Origin of the sequence: Marinobacterium sedimentorum (genome assembly GCF_024267675.1) — a bacterium.
In the GTDB taxonomy this organism is placed as follows: Bacteria; Pseudomonadota; Gammaproteobacteria; order Pseudomonadales; family Balneatricaceae; genus Marinobacterium_A; species Marinobacterium_A sedimentorum.
In genome coordinates this window covers 50628-74728 of record NZ_JALDYX010000007.1, presented here as the reverse complement: position 1 = coordinate 74728, position 24101 = coordinate 50628, and the positions used below count along the sequence as shown (strand labels likewise).

26 protein-coding genes are annotated in these 24101 nt (G+C 58.7%); 6 read left to right on the top strand and 20 right to left on the bottom strand.

Going from position 1 to position 24101, the window contains the following annotated elements; translation table 11 throughout:
* Nucleotides 1-135: 135 nt before the first annotated feature.
* The 4 genes from MRS74_RS08585 to MRS74_RS08570 form a co-directional block, all read right to left on the bottom strand.
* On the bottom strand, nucleotides 136-1650 hold the full coding sequence (locus MRS74_RS08585; RefSeq protein WP_254579866.1) for a tripartite tricarboxylate transporter permease: 1515 nt from the start codon (nucleotides 1648-1650) through the stop codon (nucleotides 136-138).
* A gap of 20 nt (nucleotides 1651-1670) precedes the next feature.
* Complete coding sequence (locus MRS74_RS08580) at nucleotides 1671-2141, bottom strand: tripartite tricarboxylate transporter TctB family protein (RefSeq protein ID WP_254579865.1); 471 nt, start codon at nucleotides 2139-2141, stop codon at nucleotides 1671-1673.
* Between the two features lie 54 nt (nucleotides 2142-2195).
* Nucleotides 2196-3200 carry a tripartite tricarboxylate transporter substrate binding protein gene (locus MRS74_RS08575; RefSeq protein ID WP_254579864.1) on the bottom strand — a complete coding sequence of 335 codons (1005 nt, stop codon included), beginning with the start codon at nucleotides 3198-3200 and terminating at the stop codon, nucleotides 2196-2198.
* Nucleotides 3201-3423: 223 nt separating this feature from the next.
* A complete protein-coding gene (locus MRS74_RS08570) occupies nucleotides 3424-4503 on the bottom strand; it encodes a Gfo/Idh/MocA family protein (RefSeq protein ID WP_254579863.1) in 1080 nt (359 codons plus the stop codon).
* A 129-nt stretch (nucleotides 4504-4632) separates the two neighbouring features.
* Between MRS74_RS08570 and MRS74_RS08565 the strand changes: the two genes are divergently transcribed.
* The gene (locus MRS74_RS08565; protein WP_254579862.1) at nucleotides 4633-5553 is read left to right on the top strand and encodes a LysR substrate-binding domain-containing protein; all 921 of its coding nucleotides are present in this window, start codon (nucleotides 4633-4635) and stop codon (nucleotides 5551-5553) included.
* A 3-nt stretch (nucleotides 5554-5556) separates the two neighbouring features.
* On the opposite strand, the gene MRS74_RS08560 is transcribed toward MRS74_RS08565, so the two are convergent.
* A complete protein-coding gene (locus MRS74_RS08560; protein WP_254579861.1) occupies nucleotides 5557-6411 on the bottom strand; it encodes a sugar phosphate isomerase/epimerase family protein in 855 nt (284 codons plus the stop codon).
* A 6-nt stretch (nucleotides 6412-6417) separates the two neighbouring features.
* On the bottom strand, nucleotides 6418-7263 hold the full coding sequence (locus MRS74_RS08555; RefSeq protein WP_254579860.1) for a VOC family protein: 846 nt from the start codon (nucleotides 7261-7263) through the stop codon (nucleotides 6418-6420).
* Nucleotides 7264-7610: 347 nt separating this feature from the next.
* On the opposite strand from MRS74_RS08555, the gene MRS74_RS08550 reads away from it, so the two are divergent.
* The 3 genes from MRS74_RS08550 (at nucleotide 7611) to pcaG (ending at nucleotide 9840) form a co-directional block, all read left to right on the top strand.
* Nucleotides 7611-8285, top strand: coding sequence for a GntR family transcriptional regulator (locus MRS74_RS08550; RefSeq protein WP_254579859.1), 675 nt, complete (start codon nucleotides 7611-7613; stop codon nucleotides 8283-8285).
* A 218-nt stretch (nucleotides 8286-8503) separates the two neighbouring features.
* Entirely contained in the window at nucleotides 8504-9220 is a 717-nt protein-coding gene (gene pcaH / locus MRS74_RS08545; RefSeq protein ID WP_254579858.1) for a protocatechuate 3,4-dioxygenase subunit beta, read from the top strand.
* A 14-nt stretch (nucleotides 9221-9234) separates the two neighbouring features.
* Nucleotides 9235-9840 (top strand): protocatechuate 3,4-dioxygenase subunit alpha, encoded by a 606-nt coding sequence (gene pcaG / locus MRS74_RS08540; RefSeq protein ID WP_254579857.1) that lies wholly within the window; start codon nucleotides 9235-9237, stop codon nucleotides 9838-9840.
* On the opposite strand, the gene MRS74_RS08535 is transcribed toward pcaG, so the two are convergent.
* Genes MRS74_RS08535 through MRS74_RS08525 form a run of 3 tightly spaced genes read right to left on the bottom strand, consistent with a single transcriptional unit; the run spans nucleotide 9783 to nucleotide 10749 of the window.
* Nucleotides 9783-10358, bottom strand: a complete 576-nt coding sequence (locus MRS74_RS08535) for a type 2 periplasmic-binding domain-containing protein (RefSeq protein WP_254579856.1) — start codon at nucleotides 10356-10358, stop codon at nucleotides 9783-9785. The two genes, pcaG and MRS74_RS08535, sit on opposite strands and share 58 nt — an antisense overlap.
* Entirely contained in the window at nucleotides 10342-10572 is a 231-nt protein-coding gene (locus MRS74_RS08530) for a type 2 periplasmic-binding domain-containing protein (protein ID WP_254579855.1), read from the bottom strand. Before MRS74_RS08530 ends, MRS74_RS08535 begins: the two co-directional genes overlap by 17 nt.
* A 21-nt stretch (nucleotides 10573-10593) precedes the next feature.
* Nucleotides 10594-10749, bottom strand: coding sequence for a helix-turn-helix domain-containing protein (locus MRS74_RS08525; protein ID WP_254579854.1), 156 nt, complete (start codon nucleotides 10747-10749; stop codon nucleotides 10594-10596).
* A 120-nt stretch (nucleotides 10750-10869) separates the two neighbouring features.
* On the opposite strand from MRS74_RS08525, the gene MRS74_RS08520 reads away from it, so the two are divergent.
* Complete coding sequence (locus tag MRS74_RS08520; protein ID WP_256557867.1) at nucleotides 10870-11271, top strand: FCD domain-containing protein; 402 nt, start codon at nucleotides 10870-10872, stop codon at nucleotides 11269-11271.
* 44 nt (nucleotides 11272-11315) lie between these two features.
* On the opposite strand, the gene MRS74_RS08515 is transcribed toward MRS74_RS08520, so the two are convergent.
* The 11 genes from MRS74_RS08515 to MRS74_RS08465 all read right to left on the bottom strand — a co-directional run bounded on the left by MRS74_RS08515 (nucleotide 11316) and on the right by MRS74_RS08465 (nucleotide 23000).
* Nucleotides 11316-12830, bottom strand: coding sequence for a tripartite tricarboxylate transporter permease (locus MRS74_RS08515; RefSeq protein ID WP_254579852.1), 1515 nt, complete (start codon nucleotides 12828-12830; stop codon nucleotides 11316-11318).
* Nucleotides 12831-12855: 25 nt separating this feature from the next.
* On the bottom strand, nucleotides 12856-13326 hold the full coding sequence (locus MRS74_RS08510) for a tripartite tricarboxylate transporter TctB family protein (protein ID WP_254579851.1): 471 nt from the start codon (nucleotides 13324-13326) through the stop codon (nucleotides 12856-12858).
* Nucleotides 13327-13749: 423 nt separating this feature from the next.
* On the bottom strand, nucleotides 13750-14538 hold the full coding sequence (locus tag MRS74_RS08505; protein ID WP_254579850.1) for an IclR family transcriptional regulator: 789 nt from the start codon (nucleotides 14536-14538) through the stop codon (nucleotides 13750-13752).
* 140 nt (nucleotides 14539-14678) lie between these two features.
* The gene (locus MRS74_RS08500; RefSeq protein WP_254579849.1) at nucleotides 14679-15674 is read right to left on the bottom strand and encodes a Bug family tripartite tricarboxylate transporter substrate binding protein; all 996 of its coding nucleotides are present in this window, start codon (nucleotides 15672-15674) and stop codon (nucleotides 14679-14681) included.
* A gap of 84 nt (nucleotides 15675-15758) precedes the next feature.
* Nucleotides 15759-16754, bottom strand: a complete 996-nt coding sequence (locus MRS74_RS08495; protein ID WP_254579848.1) for a Bug family tripartite tricarboxylate transporter substrate binding protein — start codon at nucleotides 16752-16754, stop codon at nucleotides 15759-15761.
* A gap of 93 nt (nucleotides 16755-16847) precedes the next feature.
* Complete coding sequence (locus MRS74_RS08490) at nucleotides 16848-17789, bottom strand: NAD-dependent epimerase/dehydratase family protein (protein WP_254579847.1); 942 nt, start codon at nucleotides 17787-17789, stop codon at nucleotides 16848-16850.
* A 118-nt stretch (nucleotides 17790-17907) separates the two neighbouring features.
* Nucleotides 17908-18693 carry an SDR family NAD(P)-dependent oxidoreductase gene (locus tag MRS74_RS08485; RefSeq protein ID WP_254579846.1) on the bottom strand — a complete coding sequence of 262 codons (786 nt, stop codon included), beginning with the start codon at nucleotides 18691-18693 and terminating at the stop codon, nucleotides 17908-17910.
* Nucleotides 18690-19520: a sugar phosphate isomerase/epimerase family protein gene (locus MRS74_RS08480; RefSeq protein WP_254579845.1), complete on the bottom strand. Its 831-nt coding sequence runs from the start codon at nucleotides 19518-19520 to the stop codon at nucleotides 18690-18692. Before MRS74_RS08480 ends, MRS74_RS08485 begins: the two co-directional genes overlap by 4 nt.
* Nucleotides 19521-19576: 56 nt before the next feature.
* Complete coding sequence (locus MRS74_RS08475; RefSeq protein ID WP_254579844.1) at nucleotides 19577-20194, bottom strand: NIPSNAP family protein; 618 nt, start codon at nucleotides 20192-20194, stop codon at nucleotides 19577-19579.
* Nucleotides 20195-20209: 15 nt separating this feature from the next.
* Entirely contained in the window at nucleotides 20210-21922 is a 1713-nt protein-coding gene (locus MRS74_RS08470) for an FAD-dependent oxidoreductase (protein WP_254579843.1), read from the bottom strand.
* Nucleotides 21923-21962: 40 nt separating this feature from the next.
* Complete coding sequence (locus MRS74_RS08465; RefSeq protein ID WP_254579842.1) at nucleotides 21963-23000, bottom strand: Gfo/Idh/MocA family protein; 1038 nt, start codon at nucleotides 22998-23000, stop codon at nucleotides 21963-21965.
* A gap of 244 nt (nucleotides 23001-23244) precedes the next feature.
* On the opposite strand from MRS74_RS08465, the gene MRS74_RS08460 reads away from it, so the two are divergent.
* Nucleotides 23245-24078 (top strand): shikimate dehydrogenase family protein, encoded by an 834-nt coding sequence (locus tag MRS74_RS08460; protein WP_254579841.1) that lies wholly within the window; start codon nucleotides 23245-23247, stop codon nucleotides 24076-24078.
* The last annotated feature ends 23 nt before the right edge of the window (nucleotides 24079-24101 follow it).

Sequence of the window (24101 nt, the reverse complement as noted above, 5' to 3'; positions counted from 1 at the left end):
CAGGGACCGTACATCCTGTACATACCCTGCTCTAGCGCGTCCCTGTGCTCGCAGGATACGTACATCCTGTACATAAAAAAGGGGCTTTCCACGTGGTGGAAAGCCCCAAAGAAACAGCTTGTTCGACAGTGTTGGTTAAGCGGTTTTTCCTTTGGAAAAGCGAGCTTTTATCAGTCTGGGCAGCGCTGTCTGGCTGACAATCAGCCAGATGACCACCAGGCTCAGGATCAGGGAGATCGGGCTGGTGACCAGCTCGTGCATGAGTTCCAGCGTGCTGTCTCCCACACTGATCATGGCGCGTCTATAGGACACGTCCATCAGCGGCCCCAGGATAACGCCGAGAATAATGGGTCCAACCTGGAACCCGGCCATCTTCAGGAAGTAGCCAAAGACCCCAAAGCCCAGCAGCCAGAAAATATCGGCGATATTGTTGTTGATGGCGTAGGCACCCACTACCGACAGAATAATGATCAGCGGCAGTAACAGGCCTTTGGGAAGTTCAACCATCTTGGCGAAGATCTTGATGCCGGTGAGGCCAAAGATCAGCAGGAAGATATTGGCCAGTGTCAGGTTGCCCACCGTGAACCAGAACAGGTGCGGTGTTTCGATCATCATCATCGGGCCCGGTTTCAGACCGTGGATATAGAGCGCACCGATAATCACGGCCGTGACCGCATCACCCGGCATGCCCAGGGTCAGCATCGGAATGTAGGCGCCGCCTACGGCTGCGTTGTTGGCCGATTCCGGTGCCACCAGGCCTTCGTAAGCGCCTTCACCAAACGGCTTGGACGGGTTTTTCACCGAGCGCTTGGCGTGATCATAGGCCATCAGGGAGGCGATATCGCCGCCAGTACCGGGCAGGGCACCAATAAAGACACCAATAAAGGAGGTGCGGATAGACAGCGGCAGGTATTTCAGCACCACCGACCAGGACGGAATAATTTTGGAGACGTCCTGCTTGATGGGTTTGAGACCGATATGGTGCAGCTGGTACAGGGCTTCGGAGACACCGAAGAAGCCGATCATGGCGACCACATAGGGAATGCCACCGAGCAGCATCACGGTATCGAAGGTAAAGCGGCCTTCAGCGGTCATCGGGTCCATGCCCACCATGCCGATACAGGCACCGAAGGCGGCACAGAAGATGCCTTTGGCCATGGATTCGCCCGACAGGCTGGCCACCAGCAACAGTCCCATCAGCGCCAGCAGCAGGTAATCGCGCGGTGCAAACATTAATGCCACGTCTGATACCAGGGGTGCGGCAATGGCCAGTACCAGAATGCCGATAAAACCACCGATCACCGACACCACGGTCGTGACACCAATGGCCTGGCCAGCGAGGCCCTGCTTGGCCAGCGGGAAGCCGTCGAAGGCGGTGGCGATGGCCGATGGAGCGCCCGGAATATTCAGCAAAATGGCCGAACGGGAACCACCATAGACGCCGCCGATATAGACACCGACCATCAGCGCCAGGGCGTTGTTCACGTCCCAGGAAAAGGTAAAGGAAATCAGGATCGACACCGCCATGGTGACCGAAAGACCCGGAATGGCGCCGACATAGATCCCCGCCAGGGTGCCCAGGGCCGTAAGGCCGAGCAGCGAGGGGTCCAGCCAGGACATCATGAAATAACCGAACATGGAATCAGCCATTAGAACACTCCTCACTCAGCTCAGGGCAATACAACCCGGAACAGGTAGTTGAACAGGCCGTAAATCACGACAACAGCGACGGCGGCAATGACGACGCAGCGCAGGGGGGTACTGCCGCGCAGGTAGATAAAGCCGCTGCACAGGAACATAAAGGTGCTGATCAGAAAGCCCAGGGGCTGTAGCAGCAGCATGTAAGCCACGATCAGCAGGGTGAATAGCACGATACGCAGCGGCAGCAGTTCATGCATCACGGCCCAGGCCGGCTGTTTATCCTGTTCCGGTGTGCGACGTGCGATTCGCAGGTTCTGAACCACCAGCCACAGCATGGCACCGGTCATGATCGCGGAGGATGCCACTGGAAAGGCACCGGGGGTACTGAGCCCGGAGAATCCGGAAATGGCAATAGCCTGATACAGAACGAAAGCGCTGAACGCCAGCAACAACCAGCTGATCACCGTCTCGCCGGGATGGAGTTTGCGTACATTTTTCATAGGGAGTACCACTTGTCCACAGGGCAGGGGTGCCCTGTGGAGGAGCTTTCGGGATCAGGGCTTGGCGATGCCAAACTCCGCCGGTGATACCTTGGTTTCACCCACGGCTTCCAGCGACCAGGTGGTGACTGACTGCCAGTGCTTGAGGAAAGCATCGGCTTCGTCACCGCTGATGTTGGTAACCACGGCGCCGAAATCCTGCATGAATTTGCCGAACTGCTCGGTTGCAGCCGCCTGCTGGAAGGCATCGGTCAGCTTGGCTTTGGCGTCATCCGGGATATCACGTTTGGCAAAGACACCGTAGAAGGGGCCCCAGGGCAGGAATTTCTTGAATTCCGGGATATCGGCGGTGATCAGCGGAATTTCTTCCAGACCCGGTATCGGCGTATCGGACAGTACCGCCAGGGCTTTTACACGACCGGCGCGGATATGCTCACGTACGGCGGTCAGACCGGCCGGCATGAAATCGACATGGCCACCCTGCAAAGCGGTGATGCCGGGCCCCTCACCATCAAAGGGAACGGCACGGACATCGAAGTCGGTAGCGGTTTTGAGCATGGCACCTACCACGAAAGGCAGGCCGCCGGGGCCGGTGGAGCCCATTTTTACCGTGCCAGGGTTGGCCTGCGCATCGGCAACGAGATCCTTCATCGAGGTCCAGGGTTTGTCATTGTTGGCGACAATCACCACTACACCGCGGGCCAGGATATTGACGGGGTAAAAGTCGGCGTAATCGATTTTGGACAGACCCAGTACCTTGTGCAGCTGCGGGTTTTCCGCACCGTACAGCAGGGTATAGCCATCGCTGGGTCGGGAATTGACATAGTTGGTGGAGATGGCACCGGCACCGCCGGATTTGTTGACCAGCACGATTTCCTCGCCCAGCACGGGTTCAACCAGGGGCGTCACGGCTCGGGCGACGTTATCGGTCGCGCCGCCGGCACCCCACATGATGGCACCCTGCAGGTTCTTTTCGGGGAAATCTGCGGCCTGGAGGCCACAAGACAGGAGACCTGCCAGTGTGCTGCAGACCAGGGCTTTGGTAAAAGAATGCTTCATTGTGTTTTCCTTTTTGTTATTGAGTCTGGGGCGCGCGGTGGCGCTGGCCAGGGTGGAACAACTTCATGAGTACGTTATATAACTACCAGTATTGGTATGTAAAATAACAAATCGTGCAATTAGTATTCTTTATTCTATATGTATATATATAGAGGTGTTAATTTGTTAGATGCTATCTAATATTTTAGGTCTTATTATCTGCTTTCTGTGCTGATGATGCCTGTCAGCACGTCAAGTCGGCCATGGCCTGACCGATGGGCGGAATTCTTACGCTGGCGTTGCTCTTGGTCGCCAGGCTGATGGCTTCCACTATTCGCAGGTTTTGCAGACCGTCATGAATGGTCACAATGGGGTCTGCTTCACCGCGGATCACGGCACAAAAATGCTCAAGCTGCTCAGCCAGCGGATCATGACGCTCAAGCTCAATCGTAGTGCAGTCAAATGGCTTCCACCAGGAACGGCCGGCCTTGCTGGCGTAGCGCTTCATCCGCATGGTGGGGATGGACAGCGAACCCTCGGTACCGGCAATGACATAACAGTCTTCATCCGGATAGTGGGCGTAGCTTTTATTCTCATGGGAGGTCTGCTCCCAGCTGCGGGCACAGGCCGCGGTATCGCAGAGCATGAACGAGCCCAGGGTGCCGTTGGCAAAGCGCAGGCTCAGCGCCACCGTATCTTCAACTTCATACTTGCGCTGCGCATTGGAGGACATGGCCTGAACCTCCACAATCTCGCCACACAGATAACGCAGATTGCCCACTTCATGGATCATGTTGACAAGAATGGGCCCGGCGCCTTTGCGGGTGCGCCACGGTGAATGCTCGAAATAGTCGTCGGGCTTGAAGAACATGGCGCTGGCGCTGACGGCAACCAGATCACCGAGCAGATTCTCGCCGATGATCTGTTTGGCCTTGGCAATGATGGGGCTGTGGTAGCGGTGATGGCCGACCAGGCATTTGGCGTCTGCCGAGCGTGCGGCATCCAGTAGCTTGCGGCCTTCGTCCAGCGTGTGGGCGACCGGTTTTTCGATCAGTACCGGCACGCCAGCCGCGATGCAGGCCAGCGCCTGCTCGACATGCCGATGGTTGGGGGTCGCCAGAATGATACCGTCGGGTCTGGCCTGAGTTAACAGCTCGTCCAGCGACGTGAAATAGGCGGCGCCTTTGGCCTGGGCCAGTGCTTTGGCCTGCGCACAGGGGTCGACTACCGCGGCGAGATCGCAGTGTTCGCTTGCCACCAGGAGGTCCATATGCGCCTTGCCGATGATGCCTGCTCCGACTACCGCAATCTTGAGTAAGGTCATCTGCTATTAGTACCTGTTCTTATATTTATGATTCTAAAGACATTGTTGTTCACAGCTGTCTGATAACCATGCTACACCAAGGCTTCTGGCTTATAATTAGCCAAATTGTTTAATTATTGATAACAAATCATGAAGAATAACTGGGAGCTGGTCGACCTGGCGGTGTTCTGCGCGGTGGTCCGGCGCGGCAGTTTTACCGAGGCGGCCAAGGAACTGGGCTATTCCGGGCCCTATGTCAGCAAGCGCATCGCCGACCTTGAAACCAAGCTGGGTGCCCGGCTGTTTAACCGCACCACGCGCAGCATCCAGATCACCACCGAGGGCCAGATTGCCCATGGCTGGGCCACCAAGATTCTGGATGCCACCCAGGCCATGGCCAAGGATGTGGCGAACAGCAAAACCTCGCCGTCGGGCAGCTTGCGCATCAGTACCAGCCTGCGTCTGGGCCGTAATCATGTGGCCCCCATCCTGTCGCAGCTGATCAAGGACTACCCGGGGCTGGATGTCTGGCTGGAGCTGGTGGACCGGCGGGTGGATCTGCTGGAGGAAGGGATCGATATCGATATCAGGTCGGGTGGCGTCGAGGAACCGCATCTGGTGTCGCAACTGGTGGTCGAGTCCGCACGGATTCTGTGTGCGACGCCGGGGTATCTGGCCAGGCGAGGCACGCCTAAGCACCTGACCGATCTGAGCCAGCATGAATGCATGCTGTTTCGTGATGGTGACTATCCCTATGGCTCCTGGCGACTGAATGGGCCGAACGGGCTTGAAACCGTTCGTGTGTCCGGCAATGTACTGCGTTCTCATCACAGCGACGTGGTGAAAAACTGGGCACTCGATGGCCAGGGCATCATCCTGCTGTCCGAGTGGGATGCTGCAGCACATATACACGATGGCAGTTTCGTCCGTGTGCTGCCTGAATACAGTTATAAGGTCGACATCTGGGCCGTAACGCCGGCACGTCTGAGTCATTCGGCGCGCATGAAGGTCTGTGTGGACTATCTGGTTGAAAAATTGCGGGCTGGCCCCTTTGCGCTGGATACCATGTGACGCTCAGTTCAGGCCCTCGAGCAGCCACTGGCGCGATTGCACCGCGTGCTGCAGTGCATCTTGTGGCGCCTGGGCCAGGTACTTGTCGTTGAATACATCGAACACATAGTCCCCCCGGTAGCCGATACCCTGGCAGTAGCGCACCAGTTCGCGGATGCTCTGGCCGTGGCTGCCTTCGCCCGGATAAAGGCGGGCGTGGCGGGCGATATCGATCTGGTCTTCCAGTGCCGGAATGGCGCTTATGGCAAAATCCGACAACTGCACCAGGCTGATACGTTCAACCGGGATCTCGGCCAGGGACTCCGGGCTTTGGGCCTGGGCCAGCAGGTGGAAACTGTCGATGACCAGGGTCAGGTTGGTATTGCCCGCCCGCTTGATGATTTCCCAGGCCAGCGGATAGTTGTGCACATCGTGGGCCCAGGCCAGCGGCTTGAAGCCGATACGGATACCGCGCAGCGTTGCCAGTGTCGCCAGGGTGCGCAGGTCCGTTGCCATGCGGTCGATATCCATCGAAGCGTGGGACGAGGTGGCCGGGGTGACGATCAGCAGGCGGCAGCCCAGGCGCGCCATGAGCTGCAGATAGGTTTTTGCCAGCTCGATCTTGTAGGCCATGATCCGGCCTGAATGGCCGCCAAAATCGCGCACTTCCTGCAGGGCGCTGATGCGCAGGCCACTGCTGCGGATACGCTCGACCGAGCCGTTGACGCCCTCTTTCGCCCCCGACAGATCCAGTGCGCCCAGTTCGACGGCATCAAAGCCCGCTGCGGCTATGGCCTGGAGTTTGGCATCCAGGGTGCCGGTCAGGCTCAGGCTGCTGATGGAAAAACGGGGTGCCTTGCTGTTGTCGCCTTGAGTCATGGATATTTACCGGCCTATAAGGAAATTGATGCTGGAATCGAACTGCGGGTGCTGCACGACATAACAGTCGTTTGACCGTTTGCTGGCCTTGGTACTTTGAGGGCCCGCAGGCCTGAGCTGCAGCCCGGCGGCATTGAGGTTGCCTTGCGTGCCGGCCAGATCCTGAGCGCTGAGCTCGATACTGGCAAAGCCTTCGTCGGCAAGATCGCTGTGCTCGCCCTCCAGTTCCTGAAACCGCAATTGCAGAGCTCCATCCGGGCTGGTGACGAACCCTGGCTGCGTGGCGCTGAAGCCGAACAGCTGGCAGAAAAAGTCGTTCCACTCCTGGCTGCGGCCGGCGCATACGTTAAGTGTCAGTGCGCTGACTCGCTGCAGGTGCTCTGCCGGTGCTTCAGTTTCCGGCAGGGTCTTGAAATCAATGTCATAAATACTGAGGTCCTGGCCGTAGCGGTCGATCAGGTAAATCTGGCTGCCGCCTATGCATTCGAGCGCCGGAATGTTCAGTTCCATCACGCCGGCGGTGGTGCTTGCCTCCCAGGCGCCCCGTGCCAGCAGGGTCTGGTAGGCGCTGTTGGCATCGCTGACCCGCAGCGCCAGGGCGCAAATGGAAGCACCACGCTGCTGTGCGTAAGATTGGGCGAAGCTGCCGGGGGTGGCGTTGACGATAAAGTTGATCTCTCCCTGACGGTACAGGGTGACATTCTTGCTGCGGTGCCGGGCGCAGGCCCTAAATCCAAGTTGTTCCAGAAAATGCACCAGCTGAGCGGGGTCGGGCGCGGCGAATTCCACAAACTCCAGCCCCTCAATACGTACGGCGGTGTCAGTGGTGGTCTTGGTACTGGTGTCCGGCATGTGCTGGGTGTCTCCCTGGGATGATTCCGAGTTGCTTCGCCGGGGGCTGTCCGGCCGAGGGCTGGCGTCTGTGTGGCTGTGCAGCCACTGCAGTATAGGCGCTCGGTTGTACAGCGGGGCGAGCTCGGGCGTTGCTGGTTTGAGGTTGCGATCAGGCGCCGTATCTCTGTTTTTAAATACTACTTAATTAATTTAGTAGTATCTATTTTTATGTGTGCTGTTATTTGTTGCTGTTGCCGTATTCCATTGGAATACGGCGATTGGCTTTGAATGCGGTTCTTGTTAGCTTAGGCTCCCACTTGAACCAGGGATGCCGCGCTCCTGCGCAGGCCCAGACCGGTATGGCAATGAACACTGACGACGAGAACAGCAGCACCTGTCAGCAGCTGCGCAATGACATTTTGGACGGTTCCATTGAGCCTGCCAGCAAGCTGTCCATCAGTCACCTGTCGGCTCGCTACGAATCCAGTGCAGCACCGGTACGCGAAGCCCTGTCCCGCCTGGCGGCGGAGGGGCTGGTGATTCGCAAGGGCCAGCGCGGTTACTGGGCGGCGCCGGTATCGGTGGAGGAGTTTCTGGAAGTGGCGCGCCTGCGCGTCATGCTGGAAGTGGATGCGTTTCGCCAGTCCATCCGTCACGGCGACCTGGACTGGGAAGCGGGCATCGCGGGTGCGAGGCATCGCGAGCTGAGTGTACGTCGCGCCGCCCAGGGGCAATTAAAGGAAATGGCGGGCGAGCTGATTCGCGAAAATCGCCGTTTTCACATGGCGCTGATCGCCCAGTGCCCGTCCAGATGGCAACTGCGTTTTATCTCTACGCTCTATGATCAGTCCGAGCGCTTTCGTCGCCTGTCCCTGATCAATCTACGCGACGGGACTGTCGAGGTGGATGAGCATGAACTCATCATGGAGGCTGCCTTTCGCCGCGACGAAGAGGCCGCCTGTGACTTGCTCCGCTCGCATATTGAACATTCCAACAACCGTGTAATAGAAACACTGTTCCCGGATATGCAAGCAGAGTAACTGTCGCCGCCTCGGTCATTGTTGCGACTGTATTCTGTTCCAGGCTGCGATAAAGACTGTGCGGACAGTGCCTGGTCGCACTATATATACCGATATCGGTATATGAGACAGCTGGATTTTCAATAGACACACTTTTTGTAAGGATTATAGTGATCTCAAGGTTTAGGGAGGGGAAATAATCACCGCCTGCCTGATTAAAACGATAAGAGAGGATCGCTATGTCTGGTAATCGCTTTGTAGCCCGTGATCGTAACTGGCATCCGGCGGCGCTAACGCCGGATTACAAAACCTCGGTGCCCCGTTCGCCGCGCCAGGCGATGGTGTCGCTGCAGCAGCCCACCAGTTCCGAACTCTTGGGTCCTGATTTCCGCGAGCTGAAAATGGGGCCGCACGACAACGACCTGCTGCTGAATTTCAACCATGGTGGTTCCCCGGTGGGAGAGCGTATCATCATGTGTGGTCGTGTACTGGATCAGTTCGGTAAGCCTGTAGCCGGTACTCTGGTTGAAATGTGGCAGGCCAATGCCGGCGGCCGCTATCGCCACAAGAACGACAGTTATGTTGCGCCGCTGGATCCAAACTTTGGGGGCGTCGGCCGCTGCATCACCGATGAAGATGGCCGTTATGTCTTCCGTACTATCAAGCCGGGCCCCTATCCGTGGCGCAACGGCCCGAACGATTGGCGCCCGTCACACATCCATGTCTCGGTCATGGGACCGTCGATCTCAACGCGTCTGATTACCCAGATGTATTTCGAGGGTGATCCTCTGATTCCGAAATGTCCGATTGTCAAAACCATTGCCGATGAAGAAGCCGTCCAGACCCTGATCGGCAAGCTCGACATGGCGATGAGCAATCCGATGGACTGCCTGGCCTATCGCTTCGATATTGTCGTGCGCGGTGGTTTGCAGACTTATTTCGAGAACCTGGGTTGATGAGGGGAATAAAAATGACAACTGAACTGCTGAAAGAAACGCCGTCCCAGACCGCTGGACCTTATGTCCATATTGGTATGCATCAAGCCGCGGCCGGCAACCCGACCCGTGATCAGGAAATCAGTGATGTGCTGGCCAAGCCCGGCGCGGATGGTGAACATATCCGTATCGAAGGACGTGTTTTCGATGGTAACGGCAACCTGATCAAGGACTCCTTTATCGAGGTTTGGCAGGCCAATGCCCAGGGTGAGTACGACCCGGTCTACAACGTCGAAAAGGCCTTTAACAGCTTTGGTCGCACGGCAACCACCTTTGATCAGGGCGTCTGGACGCTCGATACTGTCAAGCCCGGTGCCGTGGCGCATCCGACTGGCGCGAAAATGGCGCCGCACATCAACCTGTCGCTGTTTGCCCGCGGGATCAATATCCATCTGCAGACCCGGCTCTATTTTGCCGACGAATCCGAGCTGAATGCCAAGTGCCCTGTGCTGAACATGATTGAGCACCCGTCCCGCCGCGAGACGCTGATTGCGCAGCGGGTCAAGGAGAACGGTCAGGTGATCTACCGCTTTGATATTCGAGTGCAGGGTGAGAACGAGACCGTATTCTTCGATTTCTGATCTGTTTCTGGATTGCAAAAGGCCCCGCCGGCGACGGCGGGGCCTTTTTTCAAGGCGGGTGAGCGCAGCGACAGAATCTCAGCACAAAATTGCAGGGATTCGCGGGTACATACCTGCAGTAGCCGCCTGCTTTTCGCTCGATACGAAAATTCCGGATAGCGCATGCGCATGGCCTCCAGCAGGGCCTGGAACAGCTCGGTGGCGGCTTCGGTCATGATTTCTCGTCGCGGCGTGACAATCGAGATCAGGCTGTCGGGAATGTTATCAACCAGTGGTACTGTGAAAAATTCTTCCTTCAGGTGTTCTAACTCCAGCGCTTCGCGGGAGAAGAGGACGGCCAGGTCCGCGCTCTGTATTAGCAGCCGCGCCAGGGTCATGGAGGTGCGCTCCCGTACCCGGGTTGGCAGCGCCAGGCCGTTCACCAAGAACAGCTGATAGTAATAGGTGCTCTGATCCTTGCGCACTACCACCACGTTGGGAATCCGGAAAATCGGCTGCCACTCAAGCGCGCTCTCCATCACCGCCCTGGCGCAGTTGTTCCAGCAGTTGGGCCGGGCGCATCTCCAGAATGCGCAGCCTGGCGGCGGGGTGGCGGCGCTGAAATTCGGTGAGACTGCCGACCAGAGGCTTGAGCAGTGACGACACCGGCGTGATGCCGATGGTGACCTCGCTGTTCAGCGCGCCCTGCTTGCTGTCGAGGTCCTGGCGGGCACGCCGGGCGGTTTCCTGCATCAGGCGTGCATAGCCGAGCAGTCACTGGCCGTAGGGAGTCAGGGTGATGCCGCGGGCGCTGCGATCGAACAGGCTGACGCCATACTGGTTTTCCAGCTCCTTGACCGCCTTGCTCAGGGCGGGCTGGGTAATATGCAGTTGCCGGGTGGCCGCCTGCAGGCTGCCGGCGTCGTGCACCGCCAGAAAGCGCTCAAGTGATGGGTTTTCATGGCGTTATTCTACACCGGGCCGGCCGCCGGTCAGCGGTCGTTGTCAGTAGGATAGCGTTCGCCAGCAGGCGGCGCCCGGCATCGGGAACTGAGCATACGTCGCGCAGCCCAGAGGCAATTAAAGGAAAAGGCGGGCGAGCTGATGCGGGAGAACCGCCGTTTTCACATGGCGCTGATCGCCCAGTGCCCGTCCAGATGGCAGCTGCATTTTATCTCCACCCTCTACGACCAGTCCGAGCGCTTTCGTCGCCTGTCGCTGATTAACCTGCGTGAAGGCCCCAATGAGGTCGTTGAGCATGAGCTGATCATGGAGGCGGCCTTTCGCCGCGATGAAGAGGCTGCCTGTGAGTTGCTGCGAGCGCATATCGAGCATTCCAACAGTCGCGTCATCGAGACGGTTTTTCCTCAGGGAACTGTAGCCAAGGAACCGACGGGCAGCTCTACTGACCAGCCTGTATATCCATTATATAAAAAGGGGCTTTCCACATAAGAGGGAAGCCCCGAAAGGTGCTGTTATTCCGCAGGACGGCTTTGCTAGGCTTGGGAGGCTTTACCAACGCGTGCCTTGATCAGTCGCGGCAGCGGTGTCTGGCTGATGATCAGCCAGGTGACCACGAGGCACAGGGTTAGTGATATCGGACTGCTCATCAGGTCATTCAGCAGCTCCGCCGGGTGATCCCCTGCCGATATCATGGCGCGTCTATAGGATACGTCCATCAGCGGCCCAAGAATGACGCCAAGGATAATCGGCCCGACCTGGAACCCGGCCATCTTCAGGAAGTAGCCAAAGACACCAAAGCCCAGCAGCCAGAAGATATCGGCGATGTTGTTGTTGATGGCATAGGCGCCCACCACCGACAGTATGATGATCAGCGGTAGCAGCAGGCCCTTGGGCATTTCCACCATCTTGGCGAAGACCTTGATGCCGGTGAGGCCAAAGATCAGCAGGAAGATGTTGGCCAGTGTCAGGTTGCCCACCGTGAACCAGAACAGATGCGGCGTTTCGATCATCATCATCGGGCCCGGTTTCAGGCCGTGGATATAGAGCGCTCCGATGAAAACGGCAGTTACTGCGTCACCCGGCATGCCCAGGGTCAGCATCGGAATATAGGCGCCACCGACCGCCGCATTGTTGGCCGACTCCGGCGCCACCAGGCCCTCGTAAGCGCCTTCACCAAACGGCTTGGACGGGTTTTTCACCGAGCGCTTGGCATGGTCGTAGGCTAGCAGCGAAGCGATATCGCCGCCGGTGCCGGGCAGGGCGCCGATAAAGACACCAATAAAGGAGGTGCGGATCGACAGCGGCAGGTATTTCAGCACCACCGACCAGGACGGAATAATCTTGGAGACATCCTGCTTGATGGGCTTGAGGCCGATATGGTGCAGCTGGAACAGCGCTTCGGAGACACCGAAGAAGCCGATCATGGCGACCACATAGGGAATGCCACCCAGCAGCATCACGGTATCAAAGGTAAAGCGACCTTCAGCGGTCATCGGATCCATGCCCACCATGCCGATACAGGCACCGAAGGCGGCGCAGAAGATGCCCTTGGCGATGGATTCGCCGGACAGGCTGGCCACCAGCAACAGTCCCATCAGCGCCAGCAGCAGGTAGTCGCGCGGTGCAAACATCAGTGCCACGTCCGATACCAGCGGTGCGGCGATGGCCAGTACCAGAATGCCGATAAAACCACCGATCACCGACACCACGGTCGTGACACCGATGGCCTGGCCAGCGAGGCCCTGCTTGGCCAGCGGGAAGCCGTCGAAGGCGGTGGCGATGGCCGACGGAGCACCGGGAATATTCAGCAGAATGGCGGTACGGGAGCCACCATAGACGCCGCCGAGATAGACCCCCACCATCAGCGCCAGGGCGTTGTTCACATCCCAGGAAAAGGTAAAGGAAATCAGGATCGACACGGCCATGGTGACCGAAAGACCCGGAATGGCCCCGACATAGATCCCCGCCAGGGTGCCCAGGGCCGTAAGGCCGAGCAACGAGGGGTCGAGCCAGGCCATCAGGAAATAACTTAGATTGGAATCAAACATGAAGAGCTCCTGCGAGTGGCCAGATTCAGGGCAATACAACCCGAAACAGGTAATGGAACAGGCCGTAGATTACGGCGACGGCAACCGCGGCAATGAGTACGCTGCGTAGCGGCGTACTGCCGCGCAGGTAGATAAAGCCGCTGCACAAAAACAGGAAAGTGCTGAATAAAAAGCCCAGCGGCTGCAGTAACAGCATGTAGGCCACGATGAGTGCTGTGAACAGCACGATGCGCAAAGGCATTAGCTCGTTGATCACAAGCCAGGCGGGGTGATGATCGTCCGCCGATTGCCTGTGGGCGAGGCGCAGGTTGTCGAACACCAGATAGAGCGCAGTGGCGCTCATGATAAATGCGGCTGCGAGGGGAAAGGCGCCCGCGCTGCTCAGGCCGGAGAATCCGGTAATCCGGTAGGCCTGATAAAGGACGAAGAGACTGAACACCAGCAGTAGCCAGACCGTGGTGACTTCCCCTGGATGAAGCTTTCGGGTCACTTTCATGGACTCACCATTCATTATTTTAATTGGATGAAACAGTACTCGACGCTCTCGCTGTAGCTGATCACCATCAGCAGACCGGGAGCGCCATTATGGAGATAATACATCTATTTTGTTTAAAATAGAACTGTGTTCAATTAATGAATTTAGTTGTCTTTTTGTCTGCGGGTGCGAACGACAGAGGACTGCTCAAGTTGAATATTCTGGCAATCAGTGCGGCGCACAGCCGGGCTCTGTGGGTCGAGGCGGGTGGGAAGGCGTGAGCAAGGGTTCGCCGAGGCTGATGATGGGCCCCTGTGTTCGTGTCCTGATGGCCTGAAGGTGCAAACGTCGGGTGCTGCGCCGCCTTCAGGTGACAAAGCCTGGCAAAGGAGGGCCGGGACAGCGCGGAGCCTGCTGTTTTCTTTTGGAGATAGGGGGCGGGCCTTACGCCAGAATGTGCAGATAGCGGGTTAATACCGCAAGCTGTGACAGTTCGTCTGCGGCCTGTAGCAGCAGTGGGGCGAATTCAGTCATTTTTTGTTCAGTCAGGCGCGCGCTGGGGCCACCGATGCTGAGAACCGCTACTGTATGGCCTGTTCCAGGTTCCCTCACGCTGGCAGCAATGGCGGACATGCCCGGTGCAGACATGTCGATCGCCTGACCAAAACCGCGCGTACGGGTCTGGCTCAGTTGATGCAATATTTCTGCGAAGCTGGAGGGGGATGCCGGGCCGCGATTTTCCAGATTTATGGGGCCGCGGGAGGCAACCAGACGAATCGCTTCATCATCGGAAAAGCCCGCGAGCCAGGCAAAGGCGGTGGCCGTACAGAACAGGGGAGCTTCGCCGCCGGAGTCCGGGTCATAACGCAGGCCGCTTTGAGCCCCTTGCGCCTTGGCGATGAAGATCAGCCGGGAGCGGTCTACTACTGCCAGCCGTACCAGTTCGCCGCTGGTCTGGGCGAGCGGATCCAGCAGTGGCTGGACCGCATTGATGATGCCGCTGCCGGCCAGATGCTGCATGCCCAGTGACGATAACTTACCCGTTAGCTTGTACTGGCCATTATCAGCATCCTGAATCACGAATCCCTGCTGCATCAGTTCGCCGAGCAGTCGGTGAGCCCCGCTCTTGGGCATATCGACGCTATCGGCGATGACCTGCAGGCCAAGGCCGCGGCTGTTCAGTGCAAGCAACTCTAGGGCTCCGAGGGCTCGGGTAAGAAGACTGGCTGCCATGCTTTCCTCAACGGGTTATCAAACAGAACGATGTTCACCTATTTGGCCCTAATTGATGCCAGGCTTCAAGTCGCTAAGCCGGGCGCCACTGTGTGGCGCCCGGCCTTCGGCGGATTATTGCCTGAGTTTTACCGGATCGTTCAGGGTTTGGGTATGTTGAACTCCTGGGGAGAGGCCTTGGTGGCGGCGGCGTCGTGCAGCAGCCAGCTGGTGACCGACTGCCAGTGATTCAGCCAGGCGTCTGCTTCGTTGGCGCTCAGATCGACTCGGATGGCGCCGAAGTTGTCGAGGAATGTCTGAAACTCAGGCTCGTTCACGGCTTTGTGAAAGGCCTCGGTGAGCTTGATTTTGACATCTTCTGGCGCATCTTTCTTGATGAATACACCGTAGAAAGGACCCCAGGGCAGGTATTTCTTGAATTCCGGGTACAGCTCGGTAATCAGCGGTACACCTTCAAACCCCTCCACCGGTACATCAGAAATAACCGCCAGTGCCTTGGCACGACCGGCGCGGATGTTTTCCCGTGCCGCCGACAGGCCGACCGGCATGAAATCGACATGGCCGCCGAGCAGCGCAGTCACGCCGGGGCCTGTGCCATCGAAGGGCACGCTGCGCACATCAAAATCCGTGACGCCCTGGAGCATTTTTTCAACCACAAAAGACAGTCCGCCCGGGCCTGTAGAGGCCATTTTGATGCTGTCTGGCTTGGCCTGAGCATCGGCAACCAGCTCGGTGAGTGTATTCCAGGGCGCATCATTATGGGTCAGAACCACGGCGATATTGCGCGCCAGAACGTTGACCGGGTAAAAGTCACGATAATCGAGTTTGGACAGGCCCAGTACCCCGTAAAGCTGGGGGTTTTCGGCACCGAACAGCAGGGTGTAACCGTCGGATGGGCGGCTGTTTACATAGGTGGTGGCAATAACGCCGGTGCCACCGGGCTTGTTCACCAGGACGATTTCCTCACCCAGGTGTTGCTCGGCCAGCTTGGTGACGGTGCGAGTCACGGTATCGGTTGAACCGCCAGCGCCCCACTGAATAACGCCCTGAATGTTGTGATCCGGATAATCGGCCAACGCAGCGCCTGACAGAAGCAGGCTGGCCGTCGCGGCGCAGATGAATGATTTGATATTCATGATTGTTTCCTCATGTTCTTGTTATTGCTCGTCGTGATTGAATGCCGGCCAGGTCGCCACAGCCGGTCTCGCTGAGGTGCCCGGTTAAAGGCGTGGAATGCCGAACGACTCCGGTGATGCTTTGGTCACGCCGCTGTCGTGCAACAGCCAGGCTGTAATCGATTGCCAGTGGCTCAGGAACTGCTCGGCGTCCGCGCCACTGAGATCGACGCTAATGCCACCCGAGTTTTCGACAAAGGCCTGAAACTCTGGGCTTTGGGTCGCGTTGTGAAAGGCGCTTTCCAGGTTGTCCCGGATCTCCTTGGGCGTATCGCGCTTGACGAAGACACCGAAAAACGACCCCCAAGGCAGGAATTTTTTGAATTCCGGGTAGGCATCTGTAATCGGCGGGATTGTTTCAAAACCGGCAACTTTCTCGTCCGTGATGAAGGCCAGCGCCTTGACCTGGCCGGAGCGGATGTATTCCTTGGCCGCCGACAGGCCAAACGGCATGAAGTCGACGTGACCGCCCAGCAGTGCGGTCATGCCGGGGCCAGAACCATCAAAGGGCACACTGCGGACATCGTATCCGGTGATGCTCTGCATCATGCTGTCGATCACGAAGGGCAGGCTGCCGGGACCATTGGTGCCCATCTTTATGCTGTCGGGGTGCGCTTTGGCCTCGGCAACCAGGGCCTCGAAGGAGTCCCAGGGTGCATCTTTGCGGGCCAGAATAACGCCGACATTTCGCGACATGATATTGACGGGATAGAAGTCCCGGTAATCCAGTTTGGATAGCCCCAGCACGCCGTAGAGCTGCGGGTTTTCAGCGCCGAACAGCAGCGTATAGCCGTCTGACGGGCGGGAGTCGACAAAAGTAGTGGCAATCACACCGCTACCACCGGGTTGGTTGACCAGCACGATTTCGGTATCGAGATAGGGCTCCACCAGTTTGCTGATGGTGCGTGATACGCGGTCGGTTTCACCGCCGGCTCCCCACTGGATGATGCCCTGCAGGTTCTGTTCCGGGTATTGGGCAAAACTGTGGCCTGATAGCAGCAGTGCTGCCGTGATAACACCCAGTATCGTTTTGCGGCTCATCTATGCGTCCTCATTTTGTAGTTATTAACAGTAGATCGCCTGATCATTAAAACGCCAATCTTAATAAAACACAATACAAAAATAGAACCATGTTCAATTTTGTATATTTATTTGTCTTTTTGTATTTATGTCGTCGCCCACGCCTGCTTCAAGTGCCTGGTAGTGGGCCAGGGTGGCATCGATGCCCGCCTGCAGCGACGTCATGGGTACGTTGCACGCGAAGTCGGGCAGGCCGGTATCCGTCAGATTGCAAGCAATGGGCAGCGGGGAGCCGCTGGCGCTGATACGGGCAGTGGGGTACCGTCGCTCGATGGCATGAATGACGTCGTCGACGCTGGCAGTGGAGCCGGCCAGGTTGCAGACCTGGGCGCCGGTGGCCTCGCTGAGCAGGGCTTCACAGAACAGGCGAGCCACGTCTTGGACGAAGATCATTCCGGCGGCCCCGGTATAGGGAATGACGTAAGCCTCGTTGCGCACGGCCGCGCGGCAGGCCAGGCTGGCTCCGGCACTGGCGCCGAGTTCGCGCCCGAGCCCGTAGACGACATAGGGGCGAAAGCCGATGCTGGGGAGCTGGTGGTCTGCCCAGTAGGCCCGGGCTGAACCTTCGCAGGCGAGCTTGAAGGCACCGTAGTGGGTGGTCGGCAGGGGTGTGCCCCCATCATGGGGGCCGAATACCCCGACGGAGCTGGTGTACAGAATGCGGCGAAATCCATGCCGCAGCCCGGCTTCGAACAGGTTGAGAGTCCCGATCAGGTTGATCTCGGCGCCGCGCACAGGGTCCTTTTTGCAGGCGGGCATCAGCAGGCCTGCCAGATGAATGGCGGCGTCACAGCCCTGGGCTGCAGCCTCAACATCCTTTGGCCGGCTGATGTCGCCGATGCGCCAGTCAATGGCGTCGGCGGGTGCGCCGATCTGGCGCAGGATGCTGCGCTCATCCCGTACATCCAATACTCTGGGCTCAATGCCTCGGCGACAGAGTTCGTGAATAATCCAGCTGCCAATAAAGCCACTGCCACCGGTTACCAGTACACGCATGGGGACCTCCGGTTATTTGTTATCGGGTGGGGCGGATCGCGTCAGGGTGTCGGTGCTGCGCTAATCACCTCCTCTTTTTGAGCTGCCGGCTAGGTTGTTTAAAGGCAGGCTTTATGGCTTAACGCTGCGGCAATCCCGGAATCTGCGCCATGATGCTGTCGCTGAAGCCGCCGTCGGCGGTGATCACCTGGCCGGTGATATAGGCGGCATCGGGGCTAGCCAGAAAGGCCACGACGGCGGCGATGTCATCGGGAGTGCCGATGCGTCCAAGCGGAATCACAGCCTCGCGTTTTGCCGTTACCTCGCTGTTCTGATAAATGCTGTCGGTCAGCGGTGTATGGATCATGCCGGGGGCGACTGCATTAACCCGAATGCCGTCAGCGGCTACTTCCTGCGCCAGCTGACGGCACAGCATGCTCAGCGCGGCTTTGCTGCTGGAATAGGCGCCACCGGCGGGTGTCGGGTTGTCGCCGGCCATGGAGGAGACCGCCACGATGGTGCCGCGACTGGCACGCAGTGCCGGTAAGGCGGCCTGGGCCAGCAGCCAGGGGGCGCGGACGTTGACATCAAACAGGCGGTTCCAGGATTCGAGTGACAGATCGCTCAGGCGGCCAGGGCCCATCATGCCGGCGTTGGCAATCAGCGTATCCAGTCCATCGGCGAATTCTACGGCCTCTTTGACAAACCGCTGGGCGACCTGCGGATCACTCAGGTCGCCGCTGAGCAGCAAGGTTTTGGCGCCGAGTTGCTCCAGTGCCTGCAGCGTTTTGTCCGGCGCGGGTTTGCGACCCGAGCAGGTCATCACGAGGGTTGGGGATTCATTGCGCGCCAGTGCCGCGCGTGCCAGACGCAGGCAGATGGCACCGCCGATGCCTTCGCTGACGCCGGTGATTAATGCTTTCATCGAAAGGCCTCCTGTGGGTTCAGGTGTTCTGTGCACCAGCGGCGTGTTGCTTCTAGGCCGCGACGTGCGCGCTCTTCGGACGTGCCCAGCTGCGGATTCGGGATTTCCACGCACAGGGGCAGTGCTGCCGGCAAGCGCGAAAAAATGTCGGCCAGCGGCATCCCGCCTTCGCCGGGCAGCAGGCGTTCCTCGCGCGCGGCACGGATCAGTTCGTCAATGCTGGTCGGCTTTTCGGCTGGCGCATCACAGATCTGGGCGTACTGCAGCCAGGCTGCCGGGATTTTCGCCAGATCGTCCAGATGGCTGTCGGAGCGGTCGAAATGAATCGCATCGACCAGCAAACCGGCATTAGACCGGTCGGCGGCTCTGAGAATATCCAGTGCCAGCTGTAGATTCGGCACCGCGGTCCAGGGCATGAACTCGATATTTGGCTTCAGATTAAAGGGTGCGGCTGCATCGCACAGGGTGGCGAAATTGGCGGTGAAGCGGCTGATATCGGGGTCATCGCCGGCCACGAGGATGCACTGGGCGCCGAGGGCAGCACCGGTTTCGAGAAAGGGCAGAAAATCATCGCAGTTGAAGTGCTCATTGATGCGCACGATTTCGAGGTCAAAAATTCGTATCCCGTTATCGCGCATGCGCGCCAGCGTTTCGCGCAACATTCTGCTGTCGCCCATCAGGGGGTAGGCGATGCCCTGCGGAGTCGCCGGCAGCAAGCGCAAGCCGGCATAATCATAGCCTGCGCGGGCGGCAACATCGACGACTTCCGGCGGCGCCAGATCCAGTACTGTCAGGGGGCCCAGTGCAAAGGGTCTTGAATCCTGCATCACAGTCTCCTTTAAGTTGCGGCAGGCTGGTGGCCTGCCGCAGTGGCTATGGGTTGTTATTTCAACGGCGATATCGCGGTGGGCAGGGCAATGGTGGATTTCATGTTGGTGGTCAGCCAGGCGGGTCCACCCTTGGGCGGCCAGACGCCGATCTCCACCGATTGTGCGCGGATGCGGGCACGCTCTTCCAGGCTGGCATAGGGCCAGATATGGGTGATGCGCTGGACGCCATCCACGCCATAGAGGCTAATGGTCAGAGGGGAAAGTTTGCTGCGCTCGGGTACGGCGTTGGACCAGGCTTCCAGCGTCGGCGCAAGGCCGCCCTGCTTGAGCTGATAGGTGCGAATTTCGTAAATGGGTCCTAAGTCACCCGGCTCGACCGGCGGCAAAAACGGGAAGGGCGCGTAGGATTCCAGCTTCATGTCGACCAGGTATTCCGCGCAGCCAAAGGGGTTGGCTGCGGTACGGGTACGCTCTCTTTCCTGGTCCAGTTGTTCGAGTGTGTCAAATCCGCGTAACACCGTCATTTCGTTCAATGCGCCGATTTCAGAGAACCAGCAGCCCAGCAGTCTGCCGCTGGCATCCGTTTCTTCACAGAAGGTCTTGATCGCTGCGGCAGCTTTTCCGGCGGTGCCCAGGTTCAGGGTCAGGGTGGCGATTTCATAACGTTGCATGTTGATCTCTCCGGTTCAGGATGAAGGTTTCTGGTGGCTGGCGATATGGTTGGCCGCGATAAAGCCAAAGGTCATGGCGGGGCCCAGGTTGATGCCGCCGGCCGGGTAATGCCCAGCCATGATGCTGGCCATGTCTGTACCGACGGCATAGAGCCCGGACACAGGGTCACCGTCGCCGTTAAGCACCCGTGCAACGGCATCGGTTTTAAGTCCGGCAAAGGTACCGAGGCTTCCCGGACGTACCTGCACAGCGTAAAGGGCAGCCTGATCTATAGGCGCGACACAGGGATTGGGTTGTTGATCGGCATCGCCCTGAATCCGGTTGTAGGCTGTGTCACCCCGGCCAAATTCCGGATCCTGGCCATTGCGGGCATGCCGGTTGTAGTTGTCCAGCGTGGTCTGCAGGCCGGCAGTATCCAGGCCACAGGCAAGCGCCAGCGCCGCCGGGCTGTTGCCACGCTTGAGGTAACCGTCGCGCAGGTGCGATCCGAACGGCAGCGGAAAAGGCTTGATGTTGCCCAGGCCATAGCGACGCAAAAAACGGTGATCGCAGACAAGCCAGGCCTCGACCGGCTCCCCGGTCGGGCAGGCATCCAGCAGCGCCTGAACAAAATCGTGATAGGAGTCTGCTTCATTGACGAAACGCTTGCCGCTGCGGGTGACGGCGATCAGACCTGGTTTTGCGCGTTCCATCAGATGCGGAAAGTGGGCCGTCTCACCGGATTCGCGCTGGACCAGCGAGACCGGCGCCCAGGCACCGGCGGCGGGGTAACCGTCTTCCAGTTGCCCGCCCGCGGTTTCACCCAGGCGGATACCATCACCGGTATTGGTTTTGGGTGCCGCCGAGTAGTGTTCGGCGCCCGTCGGGGCGTGCGGAAACAGTTGCTTGATACGCTTTTTGTCATGGGGAAAGCCGCCGCAGGCCAGCACAACGCCTGCGCGTGCATGAATTTCCTGCAGGCCTTCGGTTGTCGCGACCATGGCGCCTGTCACGCGGCCATCCTTGTCTTTCACCAGCGTCTCTACGGTTGTGGATAGCCGTATTTCGACAGACAGATCCAGTGCCGAGCGGGCGAGTCTTGCCACCAGTGCATTGCCATTCACCAGCAGCATGCCGCGGCGGTGCAGGGCCAGATCCAGCAGGTGGCGCGTCATGCGCTTGCAGACATGCCAGGTCGAGGGCACCGAACGCAGAAACTTGAGAAAGTGTCCCAGGTCCTGGCCCGAAGCGATGCCCATGCCCCAGAAGGACATTTCCTTCAGTGGTGGGCGCAGCTGGTCGATCATGGGGCCCAGTTCCCTGCCGTTGAAGGGGGCTGCGGTCACACTGCGTCCACCGGTGCCGGCGCCGTCGATGTTGCCGTGAAAGTCGGGCACCGTGTTGCCCGGCAGAAACTGCAGCGCGGTATTGCGGTGGAAAAATTCAACCATGGCGGGGCCGGCGTCGAGGAAGGCATCGACACGGGATTCGTCGTAATGCTCGCCCAGTTCATTGCGCAGATAGGTTTTCGGTGCTTGCGGGTCCTCGTCGATGCCGGCCTCGCGGGCCAGCGGATTACGCGGTATCCAGAGCCAGCCGCCGGACCAGGCCGTAGCACCGCCAAACACGGCTTCCTTTTCGATCACGATGACCCGCAGGCCATGCCAGGCGGCCCGAACGGCGGTCGCAAGGCCCGCAGCGCCGGAGCCTATGACCAGTACATCGCAGTCTGCTGTGTGTGTTTTCATGCTGTTGTTCTCGCTTCTTGTGGGCATCGATCGCAGGCTCTTAGCCGAGGCTGATCGTCTGTCCGGTCTCGGCGGCCCGGTGCAGCGCCATGACGATTTCAAGGTTGCGGGTCGCTTCGCGTACCGACACCACGGGCTCGGCGGTGCGGGCGATCAGCTCACCGAAATGCTGCAGCTGCGCGGCGAAGGGATCACCAGACTGATAGGTGCAGCTGAGTTTGGTCATTTCCTCTGTCCAGCTGATATTGCCGTCGTGGCGCCAGAGCTGGAGGCCCGGCAGGCTAATGCCACCTTCGGTACCGCAGAGGTAATGAGATAGCGCATCGTGCGCCGGGAAGCGCTCGACCTCACCCGAGGTCATATCCCAGCTCCAGGGCGCGGCCACGGTATCGGATATGGCGATCGAGGCGATGGCGCCATTGCGAAAGTGCAGCAGGGCGCCACCACTGTCCTCGACATCAAGCCCGCGTACAGCACTGGATTTCAGTGCCGCGACGCCGTCAATTTCGCCATAGAGGTGGCGCAGCAGGTCGATTTCATGGATCAGGTTGATCAGAAAGGGACCGCCCACAGCACGCTCGCGGTGCCACGGAATCTGGAAATAGTCCGCGGGCTTCATCAGCGCACAGCTGACCGATGCCATGACCGGCCGGCCAAGCGCGCCGTCGTCGATCAGCTTTTTGGCGGCCTTGATAATCGGGTTGTGACGCCGGTGATGTCCCACCAGCACCGGCACGCCGGTCTGCTCGCTTGCCTCGACCAGTCGCATCGCGTCACCCACCGTATTGGCAACGGGCTTTTCCAGCAGCACGGGAATGCCGCGATTCAGGCAGTCGATACTGACATCCACATGCAGTTCGTTGGGGGTGGCGATGATCACCCCGTGGGGCTGAACGCTATCCAGCATGCATTTATGGCTGGCGAACCAGGGTACTTGCAGCGAGTCAGCGATCTCTGCGGCGTTCAGGCCAGGGTCTGCAATGGCCACCAGGCTAAAGCCCGGTTGCTTCAAGATCGTGCTGATATGGGTCTGGCCGATGGCGCCGGCACCGATTAACGCGATTTTAAAATCACTCACAGAGATTGCCTCTTGCACTGTTTCTTGTTCTGTCGTTCCGCGCCGTGACGGGGTCGTGGAATGTCGCATTCACAGCCTGGGGATGCGAAGTTGAATAAACACTAACACTGTTCTTTTTGGAATAAAATATAAAACTTGAACAAAGTTCTAAAATATACAAATATGACGATATTCCCGAAGCGAGTGGATGCTTGCTTATCCCCGGGCTTACCCCACAAAAATTCGAAGTGACAGAGGTAGAGTGATGACTAACGCAACAGCGGCTGCGCAAACACTGAACATTCAGCTTGATGGTGCCACTCAGGTGATTCCCATTATTGGATCGCCGATAGCGCAGGTCCGGTCGCCAGCCGGCATGACCCAGGAGATGCAGTCCCACGGCTATAACGCCATTATCGTTCCTTTTCACGTTCAACCCGCTGACTGTAAAGGCTTTTTTGATACCGCCAGCAAGATGGGAAATGTTTCGGGAGTGATAGTGACGGTGCCGCACAAGGTGATGGCTTCTGGGGTCTGTGCCCGGTTGACCGAGCGGGCGCAGCTGCTGGGTGCAGTGAACGTCAGCCGGCGGGACAGCGATGGGACCTGGTATGGCGATATGTGTGACGGTGCCGCCATGGTCGGCCCCATCCTGGCCAATGGCTGTGAATTGAACGGCAAGAAGGCACTGCTGGTTGGAGCTGGCGGGGCCGGTATCGCCATTGCGCATTCACTGCTGCTGTCGGGTGTGGCTGAACTCGCCGTCTGCGAACTGGACGGGGCGCGCTTTGAGGTGATGGCGCAGCGGCTGTCGGCCTGGAGCGATCGCATCCGCCGGGCCGAGCGGGCGGACCCTTCGGGCTTTGACGTCATCGTCAACGCATCGCCCTGCGGTATGCGCGATACGGACCCTGTGCCCGTGGAGGTGGATAAGCTTGAGCCCCATATGTATGTCGCCGAAATCATCACCAAACCGGTCATAACCAAGCTGTTACAGGCCGCTGCCGAGACCGGTTGCCGTACGCAGAATGGCGGTGACATGTTCATTGAAGCGCAGCGGCTGATGGCCCGCTTCCTGATGGGTGCCGATGACGCCTGATTGGCTTTGCGATACTGGCTGGT